We start from the raw sequence: 20,285 nt of genomic DNA on the forward strand, positions 1-20,285 counted from the left end.
GATTAGCCCGAAACCGCATCGACCGCCGCTCCATACCGGCGATCACGACGCGCGTATTCCTCAATCGCCTTCCACAACACCAAGCGGTCGACGTCGGGCCAGAGAACATCCATGAAAACCATTTCCGCGTACGCGCTTTGCCACAAGAGGAAATTCGAGAATCGCTGTTCCCCGGAGGTCCGAAGGAACATGTCCACGTCGGGCAATTCCGGAGCATACAGGTACTTGGCAAAGGTCTTTTCCGATATCTGCCCCGGTTTAATGACCCCTTGCGCTGCATCACTGGAGATTCTGGCGGCGGCATCGGCAATTTCGGCACGCCCACCATAATTCACGCACATCACGAGCGTGCACACGGTGTTTCCTTGCGTCTCCCGTTCGCAAATTTCTAGTTGCCGGATGACGGACTTCCACAATTTCGGCCGTCGGCCGGCCCACCGAATACGCACACCCCACGACTTGAGGGTTTCCAGCTGCCGTTCCAGGACGTCGCCGCAGAATCGCATGAGGAAGCTGACCTCGTCGAGCGAACGTTTCCAGTTTTCCGTGGAAAAGGCGTACGCGCTGACGACCGGCACTCCCATCTCAATGGCACCGGCGACGACATCGAGCAGTGCACGTTCACCCGCTTTGTGCCCTTCATTTCGGGGCAGGCCTCGCTCGTTGGCCCACCGGCCATTTCCGTCCATGACAACGGCGACATGTTGTGGAATGAACTTCTGCGGGATCTCGGGAGCCTGTTGCCCCGACGGGTGAGGATATGGCGCTAGAACCACCATCAATTCCTTTCGAGCAACGCGAACGAGCGGAACTCCCGTTCCACGTGCCACTGTACATAACGTTGGAGGAGGTCCCCGACCTTGTTGGCCACCTCGCTGTTCCGGACGGAATCAAGGGATTCCCAATCTCCTCGAGCGACCGACTGAATGTAGGCCACTGCGGCAACCGATAGGGGCCGGTCGCCCGCTTGCGCACATGAATCGCAAACAAGCCCGCCTCCAGCCATGCTCCACGCGCGGAGGTCGTCCTCGGAACCACATCGAACACAGCGCTCGGTCTCGATATACCAACCACCAATTTTCATGGCTCGAATCAGAAAGGAGTTGAAGATATCGGAGACCTCGTGGGCCGATCGGGCCAAAGCAGAGAGAGCGCCCGCCGTGAGATTGAAGAGCTGATGTCCCGTTTCTTCATCGGCCTGTGCCAGGTATTCGGCAACCTCAGCGATGCCGACCGCGTGTGTGTAGGCGACATAGTCGGCGACGATGGGGGCCGCATAGGCCTTACGGGTGACCGCTTGCGTCACGGTATCCAAATTGCGTCCGTAAACCAGGGACACATCGCTGATCATAAAGGGCTCGAGCCGAGCACCCAGCTTCGATGTACTGCGCCGAACGCCTTTGGCGACTGCCCGAATCAGTCCGTGGTGGGCCGATAGACCCACGACGATTCGATCCGATTCCCCCAGCTGATACGTCCTGAGAACGATGAGGGTATCCCGGTAGCTCCGAGACGCTGCAGTGGTGGTAGGCACCTCATGATTATTTCACGCTTGACCACGGCGTTTGGCCTGGTCCGCTTCGGGGCGTCTGCACGACGTCGTCGAGGCGGACCAGACCAAGCCTGTCAGGATCAGCGCAATGCTCGGTTGACCGCCGAAATCAGGGCCTTGAGTCCGGCACGAGTCGTGTTTGCATCGATTCCGACGCCCCACAAGACCCTGTCCTTCACCGCCACTTCCACGTAGCTGGCGGCCTGAGCGGATTCGCCGGCCGAGAGCGCGTGTTCGGAGTAGTCCATCACACGGACATCGACGCCTTCATGCTCCAGGATGCGCGTCAACGCGTCAATCGGGCCATTGCCCACGCCTGAACGCTCGATTTCACGACCGTTGACGTCCAGTTTGAGCCTCAAGGTCGTATCGCCCGTTTCCGTCGCTTCCGTGGACATCTTCGCAATACGGAATTTACCCCAGCGCGGTTCTCCACGCTCTTCACGAGCAGGCAGGTACTCATCCTTGAAGATGTCCCACAACGCCACGCTCGTGATCTCTCCGCCCTCGCTGTCAGTTCGGTTTTGAACGACCTTCGAGAATTCAACTTGAGCGCGCTTGGGCATATCCAGGCCTTTCTGCTGCTTCAGCAGATAGGCGACGCCGCCCTTGCCTGACTGCGAATTCACCCGAATGACAGCCTCATAGTTTCGGCCCAGGTCTTGCGGATCGATCGGCAAGTACGGCACGGCCCATTCCATCTCGTCGATATCCTTGCCGGCTTGCTTCGCGTCGGCCGCCATAGCGTCGAAGCCCTTTTTAATCGCGTCCTGGTGCGAACCGGAAAAGGCGGTAAAGACCAGGTCGCCGCCATATGGAGAACGTTCGTGGACTTTGATCTGATTGCTGTACTCGACGGTCTGACGGATCTCATCGATATTGGAAAAGTCAATCTGCGGATCAATTCCCTGAGTCAGCAGATTCAGGCCCAAGGTGACCAGGTCGACGTTGCCCGTGCGTTCCCCATTCCCGAAGAGGCAACCTTCGATGCGATCGGCTCCGGCCAAGTACCCCAGTTCCGCCGCCGCGACCCCTGTGCCTCGGTCATTATGAGGATGAAGCGACAGAATGACGTTCTCTCGGTTGTCCAGGTGCCGGTGCATCCATTCAATGGAGTCAGCATATACGTTGGGGGTGGCCATCTCGACGGTCGCCGGAAGGTTGATGATGACCTGACGGTCGTCGCCAATACCCAGCTCGTGGGTGACGGCATTCGCCACGCGGGCCGCATATTCGACCTCGGTGCCCGTATAGGACTCCGGCGAATATTCGTAGGTAATGGGCACCGACGTACTCAGTTGCTCCTCGTATTTTGTACACAAGCGAGCACCGTTGAGCGCTATGTCCATGATTCCATCCTGATCCTGATGGAAAACCACACGACGCTGCAACACGGACGTTGAATTGTAGAAGTGAACAATGGCCGAAGGAGCACCCTCGATGGCCTCGTACGTGCGCTCGATCAGATGTTCACGGCATTGCACCAAGACCTGAATGGTGACGTCGTCCGGAATGAGGCGATCTTCAATGAGGGTACGTACGAAATTGAAATCGGTTTGAGAAGCAGCCGGAAAACCGACCTCGATCTCCTTGTATCCCATGGAGACCAGCAATTTGAACATGGCCAATTTTCGGTCAGTATCCATGGGATCAACCAGAGCCTGGTTGCCGTCACGAAGGTCCACGGCGCACCAGCGAGGGGCGTGAGACATAACCTTGTCGGGCCAGGTTCGGTCCGGCAACTGTACGTTGATCTCCTCCTGGAAAGGCCGGTACTTGTGAATCGGCATGCCAGAAGGTTTCTGCGGAAAAGTCATCGTAGGTGTTCTCCCTTGAGGTGATGAAGACTGAGGCCGGCGCGACAATCCTCCGCAGCGAGGTGTCGGCCTACTCGATGATCGAAGCCTCGCTACGGCACCTAAGGAGGAGGTTAGACCGCGTCAGTTTCACGAGTGCCAAGTTACCACCGGTGTCGGCACTCACATTCATCGAATCGTCCGGTGTCCACATCGTGATACACCCGGGCCTCGGCAGCTCCTCTGCGATGGTTCCCGTGAATTAGTACTCGAAGGCCTGCTGACAGGTCTGCTGATCTGCCGTCTGCCCGTTCGCTCCCCCAACGATCTTTTGCGACGAGTCCTTCTTCACGGTGTCACCCGACGTGAAATCTTTGCCAACGGTGACACTGATTCCGGACAATCCCGCGGTTTCAACTACCTCCGTGGACCCCACACCGAAGTGGCTCGCAAGTTCTTGGGCTTGGTCCTGGTACCCGGCAGGGTATTGAATGGTCGTCTTATCGGAAGAATCCGCAAGCTCCTGGTACGTCACGTTGCTGTATCCCAAGTGTTCGACATTCGAACTCAAGTCCTGGGCGCGACCCTGTTTACCCGACGCATTCGACATCGACACCGGAACGGTGCGGTCGATCGAGGCCGTCGAGGACTGATCGGGCTGAGGTGACTTGTCATCCTGTGAGTCGGCCAAGGAACCATCTTTTTGCAACGTTTTGAAGACCTGTTCCGAGTCCGCGCTGAGCTGCAACTTGTTCTGGTCGTAGGTATAGGGCTCGGTCGGAACCGTTGCGAAGACAATCTTCGACAGATCTACGCCTGACAAGATTCGTCCGACACTCACAAGGGTCGCGGGATCAGTAAATCCTTGATCCACGGTGACGTTCTGAGTGACAGCCTCCGCGATACCGTACATCTTGCCCGGATTAGATAGCGTTCCTTGTGATTTCACCTTCCGCATCAAGGACGCGAGGAAGCCCTGCTGGGCCTGAATGCGGCTGGTGTCAGAGCCATCACCAAAACCATGGCGGGAACGCAGGAAGGCCAGAGCTTGCTCGCCCTCGACGTCGGAGTGCCCAGCGGGCAGGTCAAGTCCGGAATATTCATCCTTAATCGGCTTATTGACGCACACGTTGACGCCGCCCACCACCGAGCTGAGCTGCTTTACCGCGTTGAAGTCCACCAGCATGAAGTGATCGACGTTGACGCCTGTGAGTTTATTGATCGTCGCGACCGTGCAACCGGGTCCACCGTTGGTCAGCGATTCGTTGATCTGGGTATCCTGTTCGGCCGGATAAACCTTTCCGTCGGAGCCCTTGCACTGTGGAATATCGACCATCAGGTCCCGAGGGAACGAAAGAACGTTGACGTTCTTGTGGTCTTCGCTGATCTGCATCAGCATCATGACGTCTGAGCGAGCACCCGATTCCTCGTCGCTCGCACTCCCATAATTGGCGTTATTTCCAGACCGAGTGTCGGAGCCAATGACCAAAATATCGAGGGGGCCGTCGGCGAGTTGGGAGCCGCCGTTCATCTGGTCGCCGAGGTTCAGCGCTTCGGTACTCACGTTCGACCGAAGCCTCATGGCCGCGAAACCTCCGGCGCCCAGCACGACCACGAGAAGTCCAACGCAACACAGAGCCAACCACATGCCCCGCCGGGAGTTTCTGGCGCGGTTTTGATAGTGGCGCCCTCTGGGGGTCAGAGACGTGGCCTGGCTGTCTTCAGACGTTTCCGGCGCATGCGTCACAGATGGATCCTCTCGAAAGTGGGCTACCGTAAAATTTCGTTCATTCTATGCGTGACAACGCCGGGGAGGACAAATGTCCGTCCACGGCGCGCACTATTGCATTTCCGGTCAGAAGCCCAAGCGCCTTAAGGCGCGAGGGTCACGTTGCCAGTCCTTAGCGACCTTCACATGGATGCTCAGATACACCTTGGTCCCGAGAAGTGCTTCAATGCCCTGGCGGGCCGTGGTCCCGATATCGCGCAATCTGGCGCCACGTTTGCCGATGATGATGGCCTTCTGAGAGTCGCGTTCTACATAGAGGTTCACGTGCACATCAATCATGGGGTCGTCTTCTGGACGGTCCTCACGATCCATCATTTCTTCGACAGTGACAGCGACGGAGTGAGGAAGTTCATCCCGGACGCCTTCCAATGCGGCCTCACGCACGAGTTCCCCAACCATTACGGCTTCGGGCTCATCCGTAAGGTCGCCATCTGGGTACAACGGAGGGGACTCGGGCAAGTGTGAGCTGAGGACTTCTCCCACCTGTTCGACCTGGAACTCCTGGACCGCGGAAACGGGAATAACGTCGGCCCAGCCTCCGCCGCCGTCGTTGTCGCCCCGACTGGCCTCCGAGCGTTGGGTGTCGCCCGAGAACAATTCAGAACGGCCTTTCGCGCGTGCCTTGCCACCCTTAGCCGCACGACGCTCTAATCGCTCTTGACGGGCTTTGCGTTCGGCCGTCATGACCTCATGGCCCAATTCGGAGACGGCGACAAGCTGCTCGGCGAGCTTGTCCGGGGTCACTTTGTCCGATTTGGTCACGATAGCGACGATGGGCTTATTGCCAGCGGCTGCAAGTTGCGATGCGATGTAGCGATCCCCCGGGCCAATTTTTTCATCCGCGGGAATACAAAAACCGATCACATCGACTTCGGCGAGCGTCTCCGCAACAAGATCATTGAGGCGCTCACCCAAAAGTGTCCGCGGACGGTGAAGTCCGGGAGTGTCGATCAGAATCAACTGGGAATGTTTGGAGTGAACGATTCCACGAATGGTATGTCGTGTGGTCTGGGGACGATTCGACGTAATCGCGACTTTTCGGCCTACCAGGGCATTGGTTAAAGTCGATTTTCCAGCGTTGGGCCTACCGACCAAAACCGCGAATCCCGCGACAAAGTCCTCGGGGACCGTGGCAAATTCCATTTAGTGCTCCTCCGAGGCTGTGTGCGCCTCGTTATGATTGGGAGCCGACTCGCGCCAGACGAGGATCGTCCCCACGCGATTTCGACGTCCCTCCAGTTTAACTGCCTTCAGACCAATTCCGTAGATCTCCGCGCTGGACCCAACGATCGGGACCCGTCCTAGCGCCTTTGCGAGGAGCCCTCCCACGGACTCGACGTCGTCGTCCTCAAGATCCATGTCGAAGAGTTCACCGAGGTCGCTGATGCTCGTTCGAGCCGAGATTCTGTATGCATCGCCTTCGGGCGTTACCTCGGGTTCGGCGGCATCGTATTCATCGACGATTTCTCCCACGAGTTCCTCAATGAGGTCTTCCAATGTCACCAACCCTGCGGTGTCACCGTATTCGTCGACCACGATGGCCACATGGGTTCCTTCACGCTGCATGATGGGTAGCAGCTCCGAAACCTTTTGCGACTCCGGCACAAAACGAGCGGGCCGCAACAGCGACGTGACAGTGGGCTGATTCTGAGTAGCAGACGTGTTGAACATGGCCTCGGCGACATCCTTGAGGTAGAGAAATCCCCGGACGTCGTCGAAATCTTCGCCCATCACCGGGATTCGGGAATAGCCCGACCGGAGGAAAAGGTTCAACGCATTGTCCAATGTGTCGTCCAGATCAAAGGTCACGGTGTCGGTCCGAGGAACCATCACCGAACGGATCCGCGTGTCATCAAGGTCGAAGATCGAGTGCAACATGGCCGCTTCGTTGTCTTCGAGGACGTCATTGCCACTCGCCCGGTCCACAAATTCCCGGAGCTCCTCTTCTGTGAAGAAGCCGGCATTTTCCTCCGTCGCGGGAGAAACCGCAGAACCGCCTTGCATGAGGAGTCGGGGAACGGGGCCCAGAATCGCCGTCAGGAATCGCAGGAGTCCGGACGTCTTGGTCACGACGGCGAGGGGGTGCGCCCGTCCGACATGGCGAGGAGTCACCCCAATCACGACGAAACCGAGAACCGTGGCGATCACTACGGCACAAGCTGCGGCCAGCCACATCCACGGCATGAATCGCAAAAACATGATGGTCAGGGTGACCGTGACCAACGATTCGCACAGAATACGCACGAACCGCAGAGCGTGCATGTAGGGACGAGGGTCGGTCAAGACACGACGCAGGCTCGCGCGGCTTTCAGCCTGAGAGGCTTTTTCCGCCTCGTGCCGGGGAAGGTAAGTAAACGCCGACTCTGTGGCGGTCAAGACAAAAGCGACCGCCAGCAAAGCCACGGTCACGACAATGAGAAGGGCCGTGATCATGCGGTGTTATTGCCTCGTTTCGACGGGTGCAGGATGACCGAGAAATTCTTCCAAGATGCTTCGCTGAATTCCAAACATCTCGGCCTCTTCCTCGGGAGTTCCGTGGTCAAAGCCAAGACAGTGCAAAATACCGTGAACTGTAAGCAAGCACAGTTCATCCGAGAGGCTGTGTCCCGCAGCCTGGGCCTGGCGTGCGGCCACACTCGCGCAAAGTGCAATGTCACCTAGCGCGCCTTCGGCCCACTGCTCCGAAGTTCCCGGAGTCAATTCGTCCATGGGAAACGACATCACATCGGTCGGCCCAGGAAGCTCCATCCAATCCAGGTGCAAGCGCTCCATCTCGGCTTCGCTCACCAGGGCGATGCCGAGTTCGGTGGAGGCCTTTACCTTGAGTTGAGTGAAGCTGAAAGCGACGAGCGAGGCGAGATTCTGGATTGTGGCCTCATCAAGGTCGGGTTGGTCCGAATGGTCCTCCATCGAGGAGACATCTATGGTCACATTCGGCAGTGACACATCCGAATCTTTCGTGCTGTCGCTCATGCGCCATCACTCCGGGTTTCCGTCGGTGCGTTTTTTCGGTCGTGGCGTTGCTGCGTCGCGACCTGCTGGGCTTCTTCCCATCGTCCATACGCCGTCACGATATCGCTGACCAGTTGGTGGCGCACCACGTCCACCGGCTGAAGCCGAGCAAAATGAATATCTTCCACACCGTCAAGGATCCGTTGAACCTGTCGCAAACCTGAGGTAGATCCGGTCGGTAAATCAACCTGAGTGACGTCACCGGTGACGACCATCTTCGAGCCAAAACCCAACCGAGTCAGGAACATCTTCATCTGTTCTACGGTGGTATTTTGTGCCTCGTCCAAAATGACGAAGGCATCATTGAGAGTTCGACCGCGCATATAGGCCAGCGGAGCAACCTCGATGGTTCCGGCCTCCATGAGTCGAGGGATCGATTCGGGATCCATCATGTCGTGCAAGGCGTCGTAAAGCGGCCGTAAGTATGGATCGATCTTCTCGTTGAGGCTACCGGGCAGGAATCCGAGACTCTCCCCCGCCTCTACGGCTGGGCGAGTCAGAATAATCCGAGTAACTTCTTTGGCTTGCAAAGCCTGAACGGCCTTGGCCATTGCCAGATATGTTTTGCCCGTTCCTGCGGGACCGATGCCGAAGGTCACCGTATTGCTGTCAATAGCGTCCACGTAGGCTGACTGGTTGACAGTTTTGGGGCGGATCTTTCGTCCCCGGGAAGACAAAATATTTTGCGACATGGTGGGGCTCGCCGTGGCCATATTTTTCACCAGGAGGTCCACCAGCCGTTTGACAACTTCCGCTGTGATGCGAACGTCTTGTCCGGCGAGCACCTCGAGTTCTTCCAACAAGCGGATTACAAGATCTACCTGCGCCGATGGTCCGGAAACCGAGACACCCAGGCCTTTGAGCCCAAAGGATACGTCCGAAAACGCACGTTCAATCACCAAGATGGACGAATCCTGGGGGCCTAAAACCTGAACCATGGACTCGCGGCTCTTGAATGAATAAGTCCGAGACACGGATAACGGTCGCGATAGCCCCGGCGTAGATGCGGTGGTCAAATGTGGGAAAACCTCTCCTGTGCGAAATATGGATCCGAGACTTCTCGAGCCCATCTCTTCTTTCCAGACTACCGCGAGTATCTGTTGGTCTCCATCCAATTCCCGACTCCTCGGGATCGACGAGCACGAAAGCCCACGTAGACTGTGCGGGGAAGAATTGAAAGATCCGTGATCGGACGGTTTCAGGTGGAGAGGGATAGCAATGGCGAGACGAGGCCGGCGATCAACGGCAGGGGCCGTCGTCATCCTGATCGCAATCGCCACTTCCCTGAGTGGATGCGGCGTTCTCGACGCCGCGAATAAGGCCAGCCAATCCCAAGAGTCACAACAACCGACATCCGCGCCGTCGCCCAGCGATTTGAAAGTCCCCTTGTATTGGGTGGGCCAGACGTCGAATTCTTCGTATCTCTTCCGTGAATACAGCAATTATCAGGCAGAGGATGCGGCGCCCAGCGGCGACATCGTGTCCACGACCATTGCCATGCTGTCAAAAACTCATCCGCGAGACGGCGACTATCACTCCGCGTGGAAGCCCGCGAGTCGCGTTGGGTCGTCTATGTCGGCGACGGGAACGCTGACCGTTGACGTCTCCCCCGACATGTTCAATATGACGGCGACGCCTACCGAGGCTCGGATGGCCATCCAACAGTTGATCTATACAGCAACGGCTGCCGCCGCCGTCGCCGGAATCGGCAAAGCGGGCCCCGATACTAAGGTGGTCATTCTGGTCGACGGACGACGGGGGTTCACCTTTGGGGGGCAAACGCTGGGAAGCCCGATGACCCGAGACAAGGCTGCAGCCGCTCCCCTGTGGATCATTGATCCCAGTCAAGACGAACAGACCACGTCGACCTTCAGCGTCAAGATGGTGGCTTCGAATATTGCGTCCAAGGTGTATTGGGATATCAAAACCAACGACGACGTGGTGGCATCCGGCGAGGAGAATCTCTCCGAACAGGACGATGGGCTTCAGGAAATTCAGTTCAGCAAGTCACTCCCCACAGGGAAATACACCATTCGCATGTATATCCGGACCGAAGACCTCAGGGATCCCAGTTTCGCGGTCAAGGGTCACGACATCAGCATCACTGACGACCACACGTTCACCGTCAAAGGCCGATAGCGCGTCTAATCCCAGGAACCTCGGATCGCATGGAGTACCGACATCGCTGCGGCGCCAGCGGTCGAGCTCCGCAGAATTTCCGATCCGAGTCGAACGCATTGGCCGCCAGCGGCCTCGAGCATGGACGCTTCGTCCGCTCCAATGCCACCCTCTGGCCCGACCACGAGGAACACAGTTCCCGAGTCATCGTTCTCTCGGGCCGTAACGGTTGTTAGAGCGACCTGTGCCTCTTCATGAAGAATGAACATCGAGTCGCCCGGCCCCAGAATATTCGTCAGCTGACGCGTGCTGTGCAATGGTTCGACCCTGGGGACTAAGGAGCGGCGCGCCTGTTTGGCCGCCGCTTCCACCGTCTTGACCCACTTGGCATGGGCTTTAGCTGCCCGGTCTCCCTTCCATCGGACGATGCTCCGCTCTGCCTGCCACGGCACGATGGCCGACGCACCCAGTTCGGTCGCCATCTCGACAGCCATCAGATCGCGGTCGCCCTTGGCCAAAGCCTGCACGAGGACGATGCCCGACGCGGGGTCCGAGTTCACCTCCGAAGCAAGCGTCAGCCTCAATCCATCCGCTTCCACAGATGTCACGGTGCAAACGGCGCGATGTCCGCGGCCGTCGACCAGGTCGATCGACTCATTCGTCGTGATCCTCTTGACGTTCTTGGCGTGGTGCCCCTCGGAGCCACCCAACGACATGGAGTCTCCGAGGGCGCGACCTTCAAGGTCACCAGGGTCAACGTAGAAAACCGGGCGTGTCATGTGATGCGCCTAGTCTTGAAATTTGTCGCGAAGTCGCGAGAAGAATCCGTGACCGGAATTCTGGACGGTTTCACCGACCGGCGATTCTTCACCACGCAGTTCCGCCAGACGACGGAGCAGATCCCGCTCCTCTTCGCTGAGTTTGGTCGGGGTTTCTACCTCGAAATGTACGACGATGTTTCCTCGCCCTGAACCTCGAAGCTTGCTCACACCGAGATCACGCAAGGTTGTAGTCTGCCCCGTTTGGGTTCCTGCCTTGACGCTCACATCTTGAGGTCCGTCGAAGGTATTCAGGGAAATGGTCGTGCCCAAAGCAGCGGCGGTCATGGGGACCGTCATGCGGGCATGCAAGTCATCGCCTTCACGGGTGAAGGTTTCATCTGGAGCAACACGAATCTCGACATACAGGTCCCCGTTCGGGCCACCACCGGTACCGGCCTCGCCTTGGCCACTCAAGCGGATACGCGTTCCTGTGGAAACGCCCGCCGGAATCTTGAGCGTGAGGGGCTTGCGCTGGCGCACGCGTCCTTCGCCGTAGCACTCCTGGCAGGGATGCTTAATAACGGTGCCAAATCCCCTACAGCTGGGGCACTCTGCGGTCGTCACGACATTGCCCAGGATCGACTGAACCTGGCGCTGGATGTGACCCTGACCGTGGCATACGGTACAGGTTTCGGGTTCGGTTCCCTTTTCCGTCCCGTGGCCGGCGCACACCGAACACGTCACCGCAGTGTCCACGGTGATTTCCTTTTCGGTGCCGAAGACCGCATCCTGGAGAGATACGCGAACGTTGATCAAGGCATCTTGGCCCTGACGGACCCTGCTTTCTGGGCCGCGAGGCGAACCTGCGCCTTGGAAAAAAGTCTCGAAAATATCGGAAAAACCGAAACCTCCACCAGATCCCGGGAACCCTCCACCGAAACCGGTGTTCGTACCGTTTTCGTTTCCGGTCGCGTCATAGATCCGGCGTTTCTCCGGGTCCGAGAGGACATCATTGGCGTGTGACACGCGCTTGAACTCCTCTGCCGCTTCAGGCGAGGGGTTCACGTCCGGGTGAAGGGTCCGTGCTTTCTTGCGGTAGGCCTTCTTGATTTCTTCCGGGCTAGCGTCTCTGGAAACGCCGAGAGTCTGGTAATGATCGCTCACTGAAGTTCCTTAATCTGCGGCCAGATGCCGCGTGGATTCCACGTTTCTACGATGTAAAGCTGCTGGGTTTTTACTCGTGCAAAATTCGGGAGAGATATCGAGCCACGGCCCTCACGGCGGACATGGTGCCTGGATAATCCATGCGTGTGGGTCCCACGACTCCGAGCTTCGATGCGAGGTCGGGCCCGTAGCCCGTTGCCACGACCGAGGCATCGGAGAGTGGGGTCTCCGCATTCTCGTGGCCAATTCGCACCGAGACCCCACGGGCATCGTTGTCGATTTCCGATAACAATCTCAACATCACCACTTGCTCCTCCAAGACGTCGAGAATGGGGGCGATGCTTCGAGTAAAGTCTTCGGTCGATTCCGCGAGGTAGGACGTTCCAGCCATCACGAGTCGTTCTTCTTGTTCTCCGCGGCCCAGGATGGCGACGGTGGCCGCCAGCAGGCTCGAAGTTTCACGATACAGCGGATCGGATTCCGCTACCGCGGATACCAAGGGCTGTTCGAGGTCACCGACGGAGCGATCCAACACCTTGTCGAGGAACTTAGCCCTCAACCGAACGACGAATTCTTCGGGCACGTCGTCAGGCACTTCGACGGCGCGTTGGCTGACTCCTCCCCTATGGGTAATCAGAACGACCAAAACTATTCGAGGGGCCATGGTCACGAACTCGAGGTGGCGGACTTTCGCACCCGTCTTCGTGGGGTATTGGACCAATGCGACCTGACGCGTCAATTGCGACAATAACCGCACTGACTTCTCCATCATTCGATCGACTTCATCGGTCGAATCGAGGAAACTCGCGATGGCTCGTCGCTCAGCGGCAGAGAGAGGCTTGATGGAAGAAATTTGGTCGACGAAGGCGCGGTATCCCTTATCCGTAGGGATACGGCCTGCGCTTGCATGGGGCGCGGTGACCATTCCCGCTTCTTCCAGCGCAGCCATGTCGTTACGCACCGTCGCGCTCGACACACCCAAGTTATGCCGTTCCACGAGAGCTTTGGAACCCACCGGCTCACGAGAATGCACGTAGTCCTCAACAATGGCGCTGAGAACTTCGAGACGTCGCGGCTGATTCACGGGTGCGTCCCCTCCTCGATGCTTCAACCATGGATGTGCCGGCCAGGTCTGGCACTTGGCCAGTCCGTCTGCTAAGTCTACGCTCGAGAACCGATCACGGAAAATATACGAGGCACGATCAGCTCTCGGCGAGCGGCCGCGATATATTGTCCACTGGCCACGAGGCCAACGTCATAAGACAGCCGTGAGGAGCACCGATGGATCGATACGGATGGGGTCCCCAGGACATCAGCGATGGCCGCATCAGTCATCGTCCGGTCGAGCCTCAGATCCTTGAGGTACGTCGCGGCATGGTCATCGAAGAAGTCCAGAGCGGATGGGTTGGTGCGGCCGTCACGTTGCGAGCCATCGGCGGTGAACGCGTGGTCGGCCTCGAAGACCGACATGGCGCCGTCCGAGAATTTCCTATGGGCTATGGATTTCTTTATGAGGGAGAACCCGTCAAACTCACCGTGCCTCAGGCTCCCACGAAGAACGCTCCTCAACGAACCCGTTCGGGGTCGGTTGCCGTTCACGGAGCGAAGGCTCGAACGGCGCGCGCCTCTCGCATGGTCGTCGAGGGTCTCCACGACGCGGAACTCATCGAGAAGGTCTGGGGTGAAGACCTCCGCATCGAAGGCATTGTGGTCGAGCCCCTTCATGGACTGGACCACGTCGCCGATTACATCCGCGAATTTCAACCGAACTCTCAACGACGGCTCGGCGTCCTCGCGGACCACCTTGTCCCCGGAAGCAAAGAGTCCAAACTTGCGGAAGAAGCAATGCGCCTGCCTGGCGCCCGCAGCAATGTGCTCTTCGTGGGGCACCCGTACGTAGACGTCTGGGAGTCCGTGAAACCCGCAACCGTCGGACTCGATGTATGGCCGACCGTGCCCCGTGGCGAAGATTGGAAAACCGGGATTCTCCAGCGAATTGGTTGGCCACATTCCACGCCCGCACAACGCGCGATCGCCTGGAAGAAGATACTATCGAGTGTCAACACATACTCAGACCTCGATCCGGGTATTCTCGGACCGGTAGAACACATTATCGATTTCCTGACCGAGCCACCGGCAAGCGCCTCGTGACTTAGCGGGCGTTGGTTGCTGGCAAGTTGATGATGGACATGGAATGGTGTCGATGAGCATGTACCGGAGCATCCTCAACACCGGTATCATCGGTACAAGTATTGTGTGACGCAATGAACGACAGGTTCGGCAGAAAAGGCGAGTTTTTGACGACCACGAGCACCAAGCAGAAACCACCGTTCGAGGGAGTATCGGCGACGCCGCAGCCCTTGAGCGTTAAAGACGACCGTTCGATGGCCACCATGGCTCATTTCGGCGGGGTCGTCGGGTGCGTTCCGTCGGCCATCATCTATGCGACCCTTCGCGCTCGTGGCCGATTTACGGCCCAAGAAGCTCGCGAAGCACTGAACTTCACTCTCGTTCCGTCGATCGTCATCGTGGTGTGCGTGGCATTGTCCGTGGTACCCGGAATCGGCTGGCTCTTCGGGCTCATTGCAGCCATCGTCTGGGTTTACCTTGCCGTTTCCGCACTCATCGCCGGAATTCACGTGAATCGCGGCAACCCGTACCAATATCGGTGGAACACTCGGGCCCTCGATTGGGTTTCCCGACGCCGCTCCCGCTGAGCCGTCTCCACGGCTGATTAGCGGCCCAGGCTAGGACGCCATCAGACGAGAAGATCCCGGACAACGGCGTCGCCCAAGAGCCTGCCCTGACGCGTCAGCCTGATTACGCCTCTCTCCAAAGCCTCCCGCTCGAGGAGTCCTTGCTGCGCCAACCAGTGCGTCTGGTCTCGGCCTTCGGGTCGGACCTTATGAGTTTCCAGCCCCTCGCGAATCCGCACCGCGAGCATGATCGTCTCCATGTAGCGAGTATCGGCATCGAGGATCTCCCTCGCTATCGCCGGCGAGTCTCCTTGGCGGACCCGCTGCGCGTACGGAAGGGGATGTTTGATATTCCACCACCGCACGCCATTGACGTGAGAGTGCGCTCCTGGGCCGATCCCCCACCAATCCTGGTTCTTCCAATAGGCCAGATTGTGCCGGGACCTCGTCGAGTCCGTCCGTGACCAGTTAGACACCTCATACCATTCGTATCCTGCCGTGTGCAGGAGCTCGTCCGCGAGGAGATACATGTCGGCCTGCTGGTCGTCGTCGACCTCAGAATAGACACCCCGAGCGATTTGCGATGCCAACTTGGTTCCTGGCTCCACGATGAGCGAATAGGCAGAAATATGATCCGGACGGTAGCTAATGGCCGCTTCTACGGATGTACGCCACTCCTCCAGCGTTTCGCCCGGCGCCCCGGATATCAGATCCACCGAGACCTCGAGGCCGACCTGTTTGGCCCATTCCACGACCTTTGGAACATTCGATGGTTCGTGAGTTCGGTCCAAGATACTCAAGATCCTCGGAACGGCAGATTGCATTCCGAAAGAGACACGAGTGAAACCTGCCTCTTTGAGGGCTTGGAGATCCTCTAGTTCTACGGAGTCTGGGTTCGCTTCGGTCGTGACTTCGGCGCCGTCTTCCAGCCCAAATACCTCCTGAGCTCGTTGAAATATGGCAACGAGGTCTTCCGTAGGAATACGGGTGGGGGTACCGCCACCGAAGAACACCGAATGCATGAGTCTTGGGGCAACTCCTGAAGCTTCCAAGATGGAGCGAGCGATATCGAGTTCCCGCAAGGCATCCTGTGCGTAGGTGAGACGTCCGACGCCATCGCCGAAATCATCCGTGGCATAGGTATTGAAGTCACAGTACCCACACCGTATGGAGCAGTACGGAACGTGAACATACAGGCTGAAAGTCCGCCCGGAGGCATTCTTCAGGACGGATTCTGGCAGACGCCCGTCCCGCGGGGCCGGGTCACCAGTGGGCTGAGCGGGGCTCACTTTTTGGGCTTATCCTTGGCCTCATCCGCTGAGCTGAGCGCCGCGACAAAGGCTTCCTGCGGCACGTCCACCCGACCGATGGTCTTCATCCGCTTCTTGCCTTCCTTTTGCTTTTCGAGCAACTTACGCTTACGCGAGATATCGCCGCCGTAGCATTTCGAGAGTACGTCTTTACGGATGGCCCGAATATTTTCACGGGCGATGATGCGCGAACCAATGGCCGCCTGGATCGGCACCTCGAACTGTTGCCTCGGAATCAGTTCCTTGAGCTTTGCCGCCATGGTTACGCCGTAGGAATACGCTTTGTCGCGATGGGTAATCGCCGAGAAGGCATCGACTCGCTCACCCTGGAGCAATATATCCACCTTGACCAGATCCGATTCTTGTTGCCCATCCAACTTCCAATCCAGGGATGCATACCCCCTGGTGCGGGACTTGAGCTGGTCAAAGAAGTCGAACACGATCTCGGCGAGTGGAAGTCGGTATCGAAGCTCCACACGTTCTTCCGAGAGGTAGTCCATTCCCCCGATTTGCCCGCGGCGCGACTGACATAGCTCCATGATGGCTCCCACAAATTCGCTGGGAGCAATGATGGTGATGGCCACCATGGGCTCTTCGATCGTCTGAAGCTTGCCCTCGGGGAATTCGCTGGGACTCGTCACCCGCATCGAGGATCCGTCTTCTTGGACGACGTCGTAGATGACGTTGGGAGCCGTGGAAATCAGGGACAGATTGAATTCACGTTCCAGGCGCTCACGAATAATTTCCAAGTGGAGCATTCCCAAGAAGCCACACCGGAATCCGAAGCCGAGGGCCGCGGATGTTTCAGGTTCATAGACCAACGCGGCGTCGTTGAGCTTGAGTTTGTCCAGCGCGTCACGCAGTACCGGGTAGTCCGAGCCGTCGATCGGGAAGAGTCCCGAAAAGACCATGGGTTTGGGGTCTTCGTAGCCACCTAGCGATTCCTCGGCGGGGTGGCGACCGTCGGTAACCGTGTCGCCCACCCTGGAGAGTCGAACATCTTTAACGCCGGTGATCAGATAGCCTACTTCGCCGACGCCGAGTCCATCTGTGGGTTGAGGCTCAGGTGAAATCACGCCGATCTCTAAGAGCTCGTGCTCGGCGCCGGTCGACATCATAGCGATGCGTTGACGTGGCGAAAGTTTGCCGTCGACGACGCGGATATAGGTCACGACGCCGCGATACGAGTCGTAGACGGAATCGAAAATCATCGCCCGTGCGGGAGCATCCGGATTTCCCTGCGGTGCCGGCAAGTCCCGAACGATGCGGTCAAGCAACTCCTCGACGCCTTCACCGGTCTTTCCGGAAACTTTGAGGACATCCTCTGGTTCCCCGCCGATGAGGTTGGCAATCTCTTGTGCATATTTTTCGGGCTGAGCGGCCGGAAGATCGATCTTATTGAGCACCGGAATGATGGCCAAGTCGTTTTCCATGGCCAGGTAGAGGTTGGCCAAGGTCTGAGCCTCGATGCCCTGCGCGGCGTCGACAAGAAGCAACGCGCCTTCACACGCGGCTAAGGAACGGGATACCTCATACGTGAAGTCGACGTGACCGGGCGTGTCAATCATGTTCAGTGCGTATGCGGTGCCGTCCACTTCCCAGGGCATACGGACGGCCTGAGATTTGATGGTGATGCCGCGCTCGCGTTCGATATCCATGCGATCGAGGTATTGCGCCTTCATGTCACGCGGGGTGACGACGCCGGTCGCCTGCAGCATGCGGTCGGCCAGCGTGGATTTCCCGTGATCAATGTGGGCGATGATGCAAAAGTTCCGCAGAATTGTCGGATCCGTTGCAGCGGGCCGAGGGCCCTGACTCGCCTGTGGTGCCACGGGGGCCTTCCTTTCGTGGATGGGTCGCACGCTCGTGCCGGTCAATGTCTTAGTTTCCCATGTTTTCCCGTGGTTAGCGAAGTTGTCCCCTATGCTGGGGCCATGAATCTCGATGGAAACACCGTGAACCGAATCTTTCGCTTGGGCCGATCCGTTTTTCGTCAGGTCCGGCAGCTTCAGAAAGAGTCGTCGGCGCCCACCTCGTCTCGCGCCCCGCGCAACACCGACGCTCGGGGCGCCTCGTATCGAGGTGATTACCACGGTCGCCTCAATACCAGTTATTCGCCGAAGCCCGACGGTCGTCCCGATCCGGGTGAAATTGTCTGGACGTGGGTTCCTTTTGAGGAGGACTACTCGCGCGGCAAAGATCGACCGGTACTCTTGGTCGGCCGAGACGGCGAGGACCTTCTAGGGCTGATGCTCACCAGCAAAGATCACAACAACAGTCGACACCGCGACGAGAGATACGTTGATATAGGGAGCGGCCCGTGGGACAGGCAGGGCCGGGATTCTGAGGTCAAGGTTGATCGAATCATTCGAGTCAATGGACAACAGGTCCGGCGCGAAGGGGCCGCGGTGAGCCGGGAAATCTTCGATCGGGTCATCTCCGAGGTCAACTCGTCGCGATAGGTGCTCTCCGGCATCTTCGGCTCACGCTAGTGGCGTGGTTCATGGTGTGTTTACCCTGGCTCCATGTCTTTGGCTCTGATAAACTCGTTAGCTGTGTGTCCGATGGTCATCGGGCACTGCGGGCCGGATTGCCATAGGCATCCCCACGCCGCTCAGTCAAGATTCGGCTCGTTTGCCCTCACTGACCTATTAGACAAAACAGAAAGTTTTTAAGTGGCTAATATCAAGTCTCAGAAAAAGCGCATCCTCACCAACGAGAAGGCGCGCCTGCGTAACAACGCCTACAAGTCGGAGTTGCGCACCGCCGTTCGCAAGGTGAACACCGCTGTCGCCGCCGGCAACAAGGACGAGGCCGTCCAGGCTCTCTCCGTTGCTAGCAAGAAGTTCGACAAGGCTGTGAGCAAGGGTGTTCTGCACAAGAACAACGCTGCGAACAAGAAGTCGGGCTTGAGCCAGCGCGTGAACGCTCTTTCCTAGTCTGTCTCAGGAAAACGTGAGCCGAAGGGCCCTTCCCATTTGGGAAGGGCCCTTCGACTTTTAGTTCTACCGATCCGATCAGCCGTTTCTCCCCCGAGAACCGGCAGTCGACAGTGTCAGAACGGCCCTTTCCAGCGCGTAGACCGGATCGTGGCCTTCCCCCTTAACTTGTGCATCCGCCGTCGCGAGCCCTCGAATAACCCGGCTCAGCGACTCTGAGGAGAACCGACGCGAATCACGTTGCGCCTGCTCAACTTGCCAGGGCGCCATCCCCAGTGACTTTGCCAAGGCTGAGGAGTTCTCCCGCCGGCCATGGACTTGTGCAATGTGCCGGACCCTCATCGACAGAGCGCCTACGAGCGGCACCGGATCCACTCCCGAATCCAGAGCTTGTCGAAGAGCCCTGAGAGCAAAGCCGCTCTTTCCGCTGACCGCCGCATCAGCCACCTTGAACGCGGTCACTTCGACACGGCCGCCGTAGTACTTTTCGACGACGGCGTCGGTGATCGTCGCTGGACCGTCGGCCATCAGTTGTTGGCTCGCCGCGGCTAATTCGGCGACGTCCGTGCCCGCGGCGGCGATAAGGACTCTGGCCGCGTCCGGTTCGATGCGCCGCTCTTCCGACCGAAACAGTTGATAAACGAAATCCATTTTGTCGCGGTCGTTTTTCAGCGGTTTACATTCGACGACAGGGTGCTTGGCCTTTTTAATCGCGTCGAGGAGGCGCTTTCCCCGGTTTCCTCCCCCGTGATGCAGGATGACGACGGACTCTTGGTCAGGGCTTTGCACATATGGCAATGCTTCGGTCAGGAATTCGTCGCTCATCCGTTCCACATCCCGCACCACCACGACGCGTGCATCACCGAAGAGAGAGGGGCTCGTGGCCATCGACAGAGCGCCCGGTGTGTAATCCTTGGCCGATACATCATGAATTTCGGCCTCACCCACAGATTCACGTACGCGTTCCACCACTCGTCGACGAGCCTGCACAGCGAAGAACTCTTCGGAGCCGCTCAACAGAATCACCGGAGCCGGTTCGATGTCTCGCCAGGTTGGCCCTGAAGGAGCCCTGGAAGGTGAACGTGGAGGCACTGCAATCTCCCTGCATCGATGATCGGTACGGTGAACGGAGGTGATCGGGCACCATC

Annotated in this window: 19 protein-coding genes; 5 read left to right on the forward strand and 14 right to left on the reverse strand. The window is 58.2% G+C overall.

Translation table 11 applies throughout. The features are described from left to right. Window positions 1-2: 2 nt before the first annotated feature. The 8 genes from D8M21_RS04130 to D8M21_RS04165 form a co-directional block, all read right to left on the reverse strand. Window positions 3-779 carry an isoprenyl transferase gene (locus D8M21_RS04130; RefSeq protein ID WP_048678338.1) on the reverse strand — a complete coding sequence of 259 codons (777 nt, stop codon included), beginning with the start codon at window positions 777-779 and terminating at the stop codon, window positions 3-5. Then, window positions 779-1,534, reverse strand: coding sequence for a DNA repair protein RecO (gene recO / locus D8M21_RS04135; protein WP_048678339.1), 756 nt, complete (start codon window positions 1,532-1,534; stop codon window positions 779-781). The genes D8M21_RS04130 and recO overlap by 1 nt, the downstream gene beginning before the upstream one ends. A gap of 98 nt (window positions 1,535-1,632) precedes the next feature. Continuing rightward, on the reverse strand, window positions 1,633-3,369 hold the full coding sequence (leuA, locus tag D8M21_RS04140; RefSeq protein WP_048678341.1) for a 2-isopropylmalate synthase: 1,737 nt from the start codon (window positions 3,367-3,369) through the stop codon (window positions 1,633-1,635). Between the two features lie 241 nt (window positions 3,370-3,610). Further along, on the reverse strand, window positions 3,611-5,095 hold the full coding sequence (locus tag D8M21_RS04145; RefSeq protein WP_048678344.1) for an LCP family protein: 1,485 nt from the start codon (window positions 5,093-5,095) through the stop codon (window positions 3,611-3,613). 108 nt (window positions 5,096-5,203) lie between these two features. Continuing rightward, a complete protein-coding gene (locus tag D8M21_RS04150) occupies window positions 5,204-6,280 on the reverse strand; it encodes a GTPase Era (protein ID WP_048678345.1) in 1,077 nt (358 codons plus the stop codon). Continuing rightward, a complete protein-coding gene (locus tag D8M21_RS04155; protein ID WP_048678347.1) occupies window positions 6,281-7,570 on the reverse strand; it encodes a hemolysin family protein in 1,290 nt (429 codons plus the stop codon). 6 nt (window positions 7,571-7,576) lie between these two features. Then, on the reverse strand, window positions 7,577-8,110 hold the full coding sequence (ybeY, locus tag D8M21_RS04160; RefSeq protein ID WP_446720490.1) for an rRNA maturation RNase YbeY: 534 nt from the start codon (window positions 8,108-8,110) through the stop codon (window positions 7,577-7,579). Then, a complete protein-coding gene (locus tag D8M21_RS04165) occupies window positions 8,107-9,087 on the reverse strand; it encodes a PhoH family protein (protein ID WP_065424194.1) in 981 nt (326 codons plus the stop codon). Before D8M21_RS04165 ends, ybeY begins: the two co-directional genes overlap by 4 nt. A gap of 280 nt (window positions 9,088-9,367) precedes the next feature. Between D8M21_RS04165 and D8M21_RS04170 the strand changes: the two genes are divergently transcribed. After that, window positions 9,368-10,288 (forward strand): GerMN domain-containing protein, encoded by a 921-nt coding sequence (locus D8M21_RS04170; RefSeq protein ID WP_048678350.1) that lies wholly within the window; start codon window positions 9,368-9,370, stop codon window positions 10,286-10,288. 5 nt (window positions 10,289-10,293) lie between these two features. On the opposite strand, the gene D8M21_RS04175 is transcribed toward D8M21_RS04170, so the two are convergent. The 3 genes from D8M21_RS04175 to hrcA form a co-directional block, all read right to left on the reverse strand. Beyond that, window positions 10,294-11,046: a 16S rRNA (uracil(1498)-N(3))-methyltransferase gene (locus D8M21_RS04175; protein WP_065424195.1), complete on the reverse strand. Its 753-nt coding sequence runs from the start codon at window positions 11,044-11,046 to the stop codon at window positions 10,294-10,296. Between the two features lie 9 nt (window positions 11,047-11,055). After that, on the reverse strand, window positions 11,056-12,192 hold the full coding sequence (gene dnaJ, locus D8M21_RS04180) for a molecular chaperone DnaJ (RefSeq protein WP_048678355.1): 1,137 nt from the start codon (window positions 12,190-12,192) through the stop codon (window positions 11,056-11,058). Window positions 12,193-12,262: 70 nt separating this feature from the next. Further along, on the reverse strand, window positions 12,263-13,276 hold the full coding sequence (gene hrcA / locus D8M21_RS04185) for a heat-inducible transcriptional repressor HrcA (protein ID WP_048678357.1): 1,014 nt from the start codon (window positions 13,274-13,276) through the stop codon (window positions 12,263-12,265). Window positions 13,277-13,473: 197 nt separating this feature from the next. Here hrcA and D8M21_RS04190 point away from each other — a divergent pair, with 197 nt between their 5' ends. Both D8M21_RS04190 and D8M21_RS04195 read left to right on the forward strand, forming a co-directional pair. Beyond that, on the forward strand, window positions 13,474-14,343 hold the full coding sequence (locus D8M21_RS04190; RefSeq protein WP_048678358.1) for a DUF3097 family protein: 870 nt from the start codon (window positions 13,474-13,476) through the stop codon (window positions 14,341-14,343). 146 nt (window positions 14,344-14,489) lie between these two features. Then, entirely contained in the window at window positions 14,490-14,909 is a 420-nt protein-coding gene (locus D8M21_RS04195; RefSeq protein WP_048678655.1) for a DUF4870 domain-containing protein, read from the forward strand. 41 nt (window positions 14,910-14,950) lie between these two features. On the opposite strand, the gene hemW is transcribed toward D8M21_RS04195, so the two are convergent. Then, window positions 14,951-16,177 (reverse strand): radical SAM family heme chaperone HemW, encoded by a 1,227-nt coding sequence (gene hemW, locus D8M21_RS04200; protein ID WP_048678361.1) that lies wholly within the window; start codon window positions 16,175-16,177, stop codon window positions 14,951-14,953. Next, window positions 16,174-18,030, reverse strand: coding sequence for a translation elongation factor 4 (gene lepA / locus D8M21_RS04205; protein ID WP_048678363.1), 1,857 nt, complete (start codon window positions 18,028-18,030; stop codon window positions 16,174-16,176). Before lepA ends, hemW begins: the two co-directional genes overlap by 4 nt. 102 nt (window positions 18,031-18,132) lie before the next feature. Here lepA and D8M21_RS04210 point away from each other — a divergent pair, with 102 nt between their 5' ends. After that, a complete protein-coding gene (locus D8M21_RS04210; protein WP_048678365.1) occupies window positions 18,133-18,660 on the forward strand; it encodes a type II toxin-antitoxin system PemK/MazF family toxin in 528 nt (175 codons plus the stop codon). A gap of 213 nt (window positions 18,661-18,873) precedes the next feature. After that, window positions 18,874-19,137, forward strand: a complete 264-nt coding sequence (gene rpsT / locus D8M21_RS04215) for a 30S ribosomal protein S20 (protein WP_048678366.1) — start codon at window positions 18,874-18,876, stop codon at window positions 19,135-19,137. Window positions 19,138-19,215: 78 nt separating this feature from the next. On the opposite strand, the gene holA is transcribed toward rpsT, so the two are convergent. Beyond that, window positions 19,216-20,229 (reverse strand): DNA polymerase III subunit delta, encoded by a 1,014-nt coding sequence (gene holA, locus D8M21_RS04220; RefSeq protein ID WP_238651018.1) that lies wholly within the window; start codon window positions 20,227-20,229, stop codon window positions 19,216-19,218. Between the last annotated feature and the right edge of the window lie 56 nt (window positions 20,230-20,285).

Source organism: Kocuria sp. HSID16901 (assembly GCF_003989425.1).
Taxonomy (GTDB): Bacteria; Actinomycetota; Actinomycetes; order Actinomycetales; family Micrococcaceae; genus Rothia; species Rothia massiliensis.

Excerpts from the sequence above, each read along its gene's own strand:
- D8M21_RS04155 (WP_048678347.1), bottom strand. The coding sequence starts at position 7,570 with ATGATCACGGCCCTTCTCATTGTCGTGACCGTGGCTTTGCTGGCGGTC.
- D8M21_RS04175 (WP_065424195.1), bottom strand. The coding sequence starts at position 11,046 with ATGACACGCCCGGTTTTCTACGTTGACCCTGGTGACCTTGAAGGTCGC.
- D8M21_RS04150 (WP_048678345.1), bottom strand. The coding sequence starts at position 6,280 with ATGGAATTTGCCACGGTCCCCGAGGACTTTGTCGCGGGATTCGCGGTT.
- ybeY (WP_446720490.1), bottom strand. The coding sequence starts at position 8,110 with ATGAGCGACAGCACGAAAGATTCGGATGTGTCACTGCCGAATGTGACC.
- D8M21_RS04165 (WP_065424194.1), bottom strand. The coding sequence starts at position 9,087 with ATGGTTCAGGTTTTAGGCCCCCAGGATTCGTCCATCTTGGTGATTGAA.
- leuA (WP_048678341.1), bottom strand. The coding sequence starts at position 3,369 with ATGACTTTTCCGCAGAAACCTTCTGGCATGCCGATTCACAAGTACCGG.
- D8M21_RS04170 (WP_048678350.1), top strand. The coding sequence starts at position 9,368 with ATGGCGAGACGAGGCCGGCGATCAACGGCAGGGGCCGTCGTCATCCTG.
- D8M21_RS04130 (WP_048678338.1), bottom strand. The coding sequence starts at position 779 with ATGGTGGTTCTAGCGCCATATCCTCACCCGTCGGGGCAACAGGCTCCC.
- D8M21_RS04190 (WP_048678358.1), top strand. The coding sequence starts at position 13,474 with ATGGATCGATACGGATGGGGTCCCCAGGACATCAGCGATGGCCGCATC.
- D8M21_RS04210 (WP_048678365.1), top strand. The coding sequence starts at position 18,133 with ATGAATCTCGATGGAAACACCGTGAACCGAATCTTTCGCTTGGGCCGA.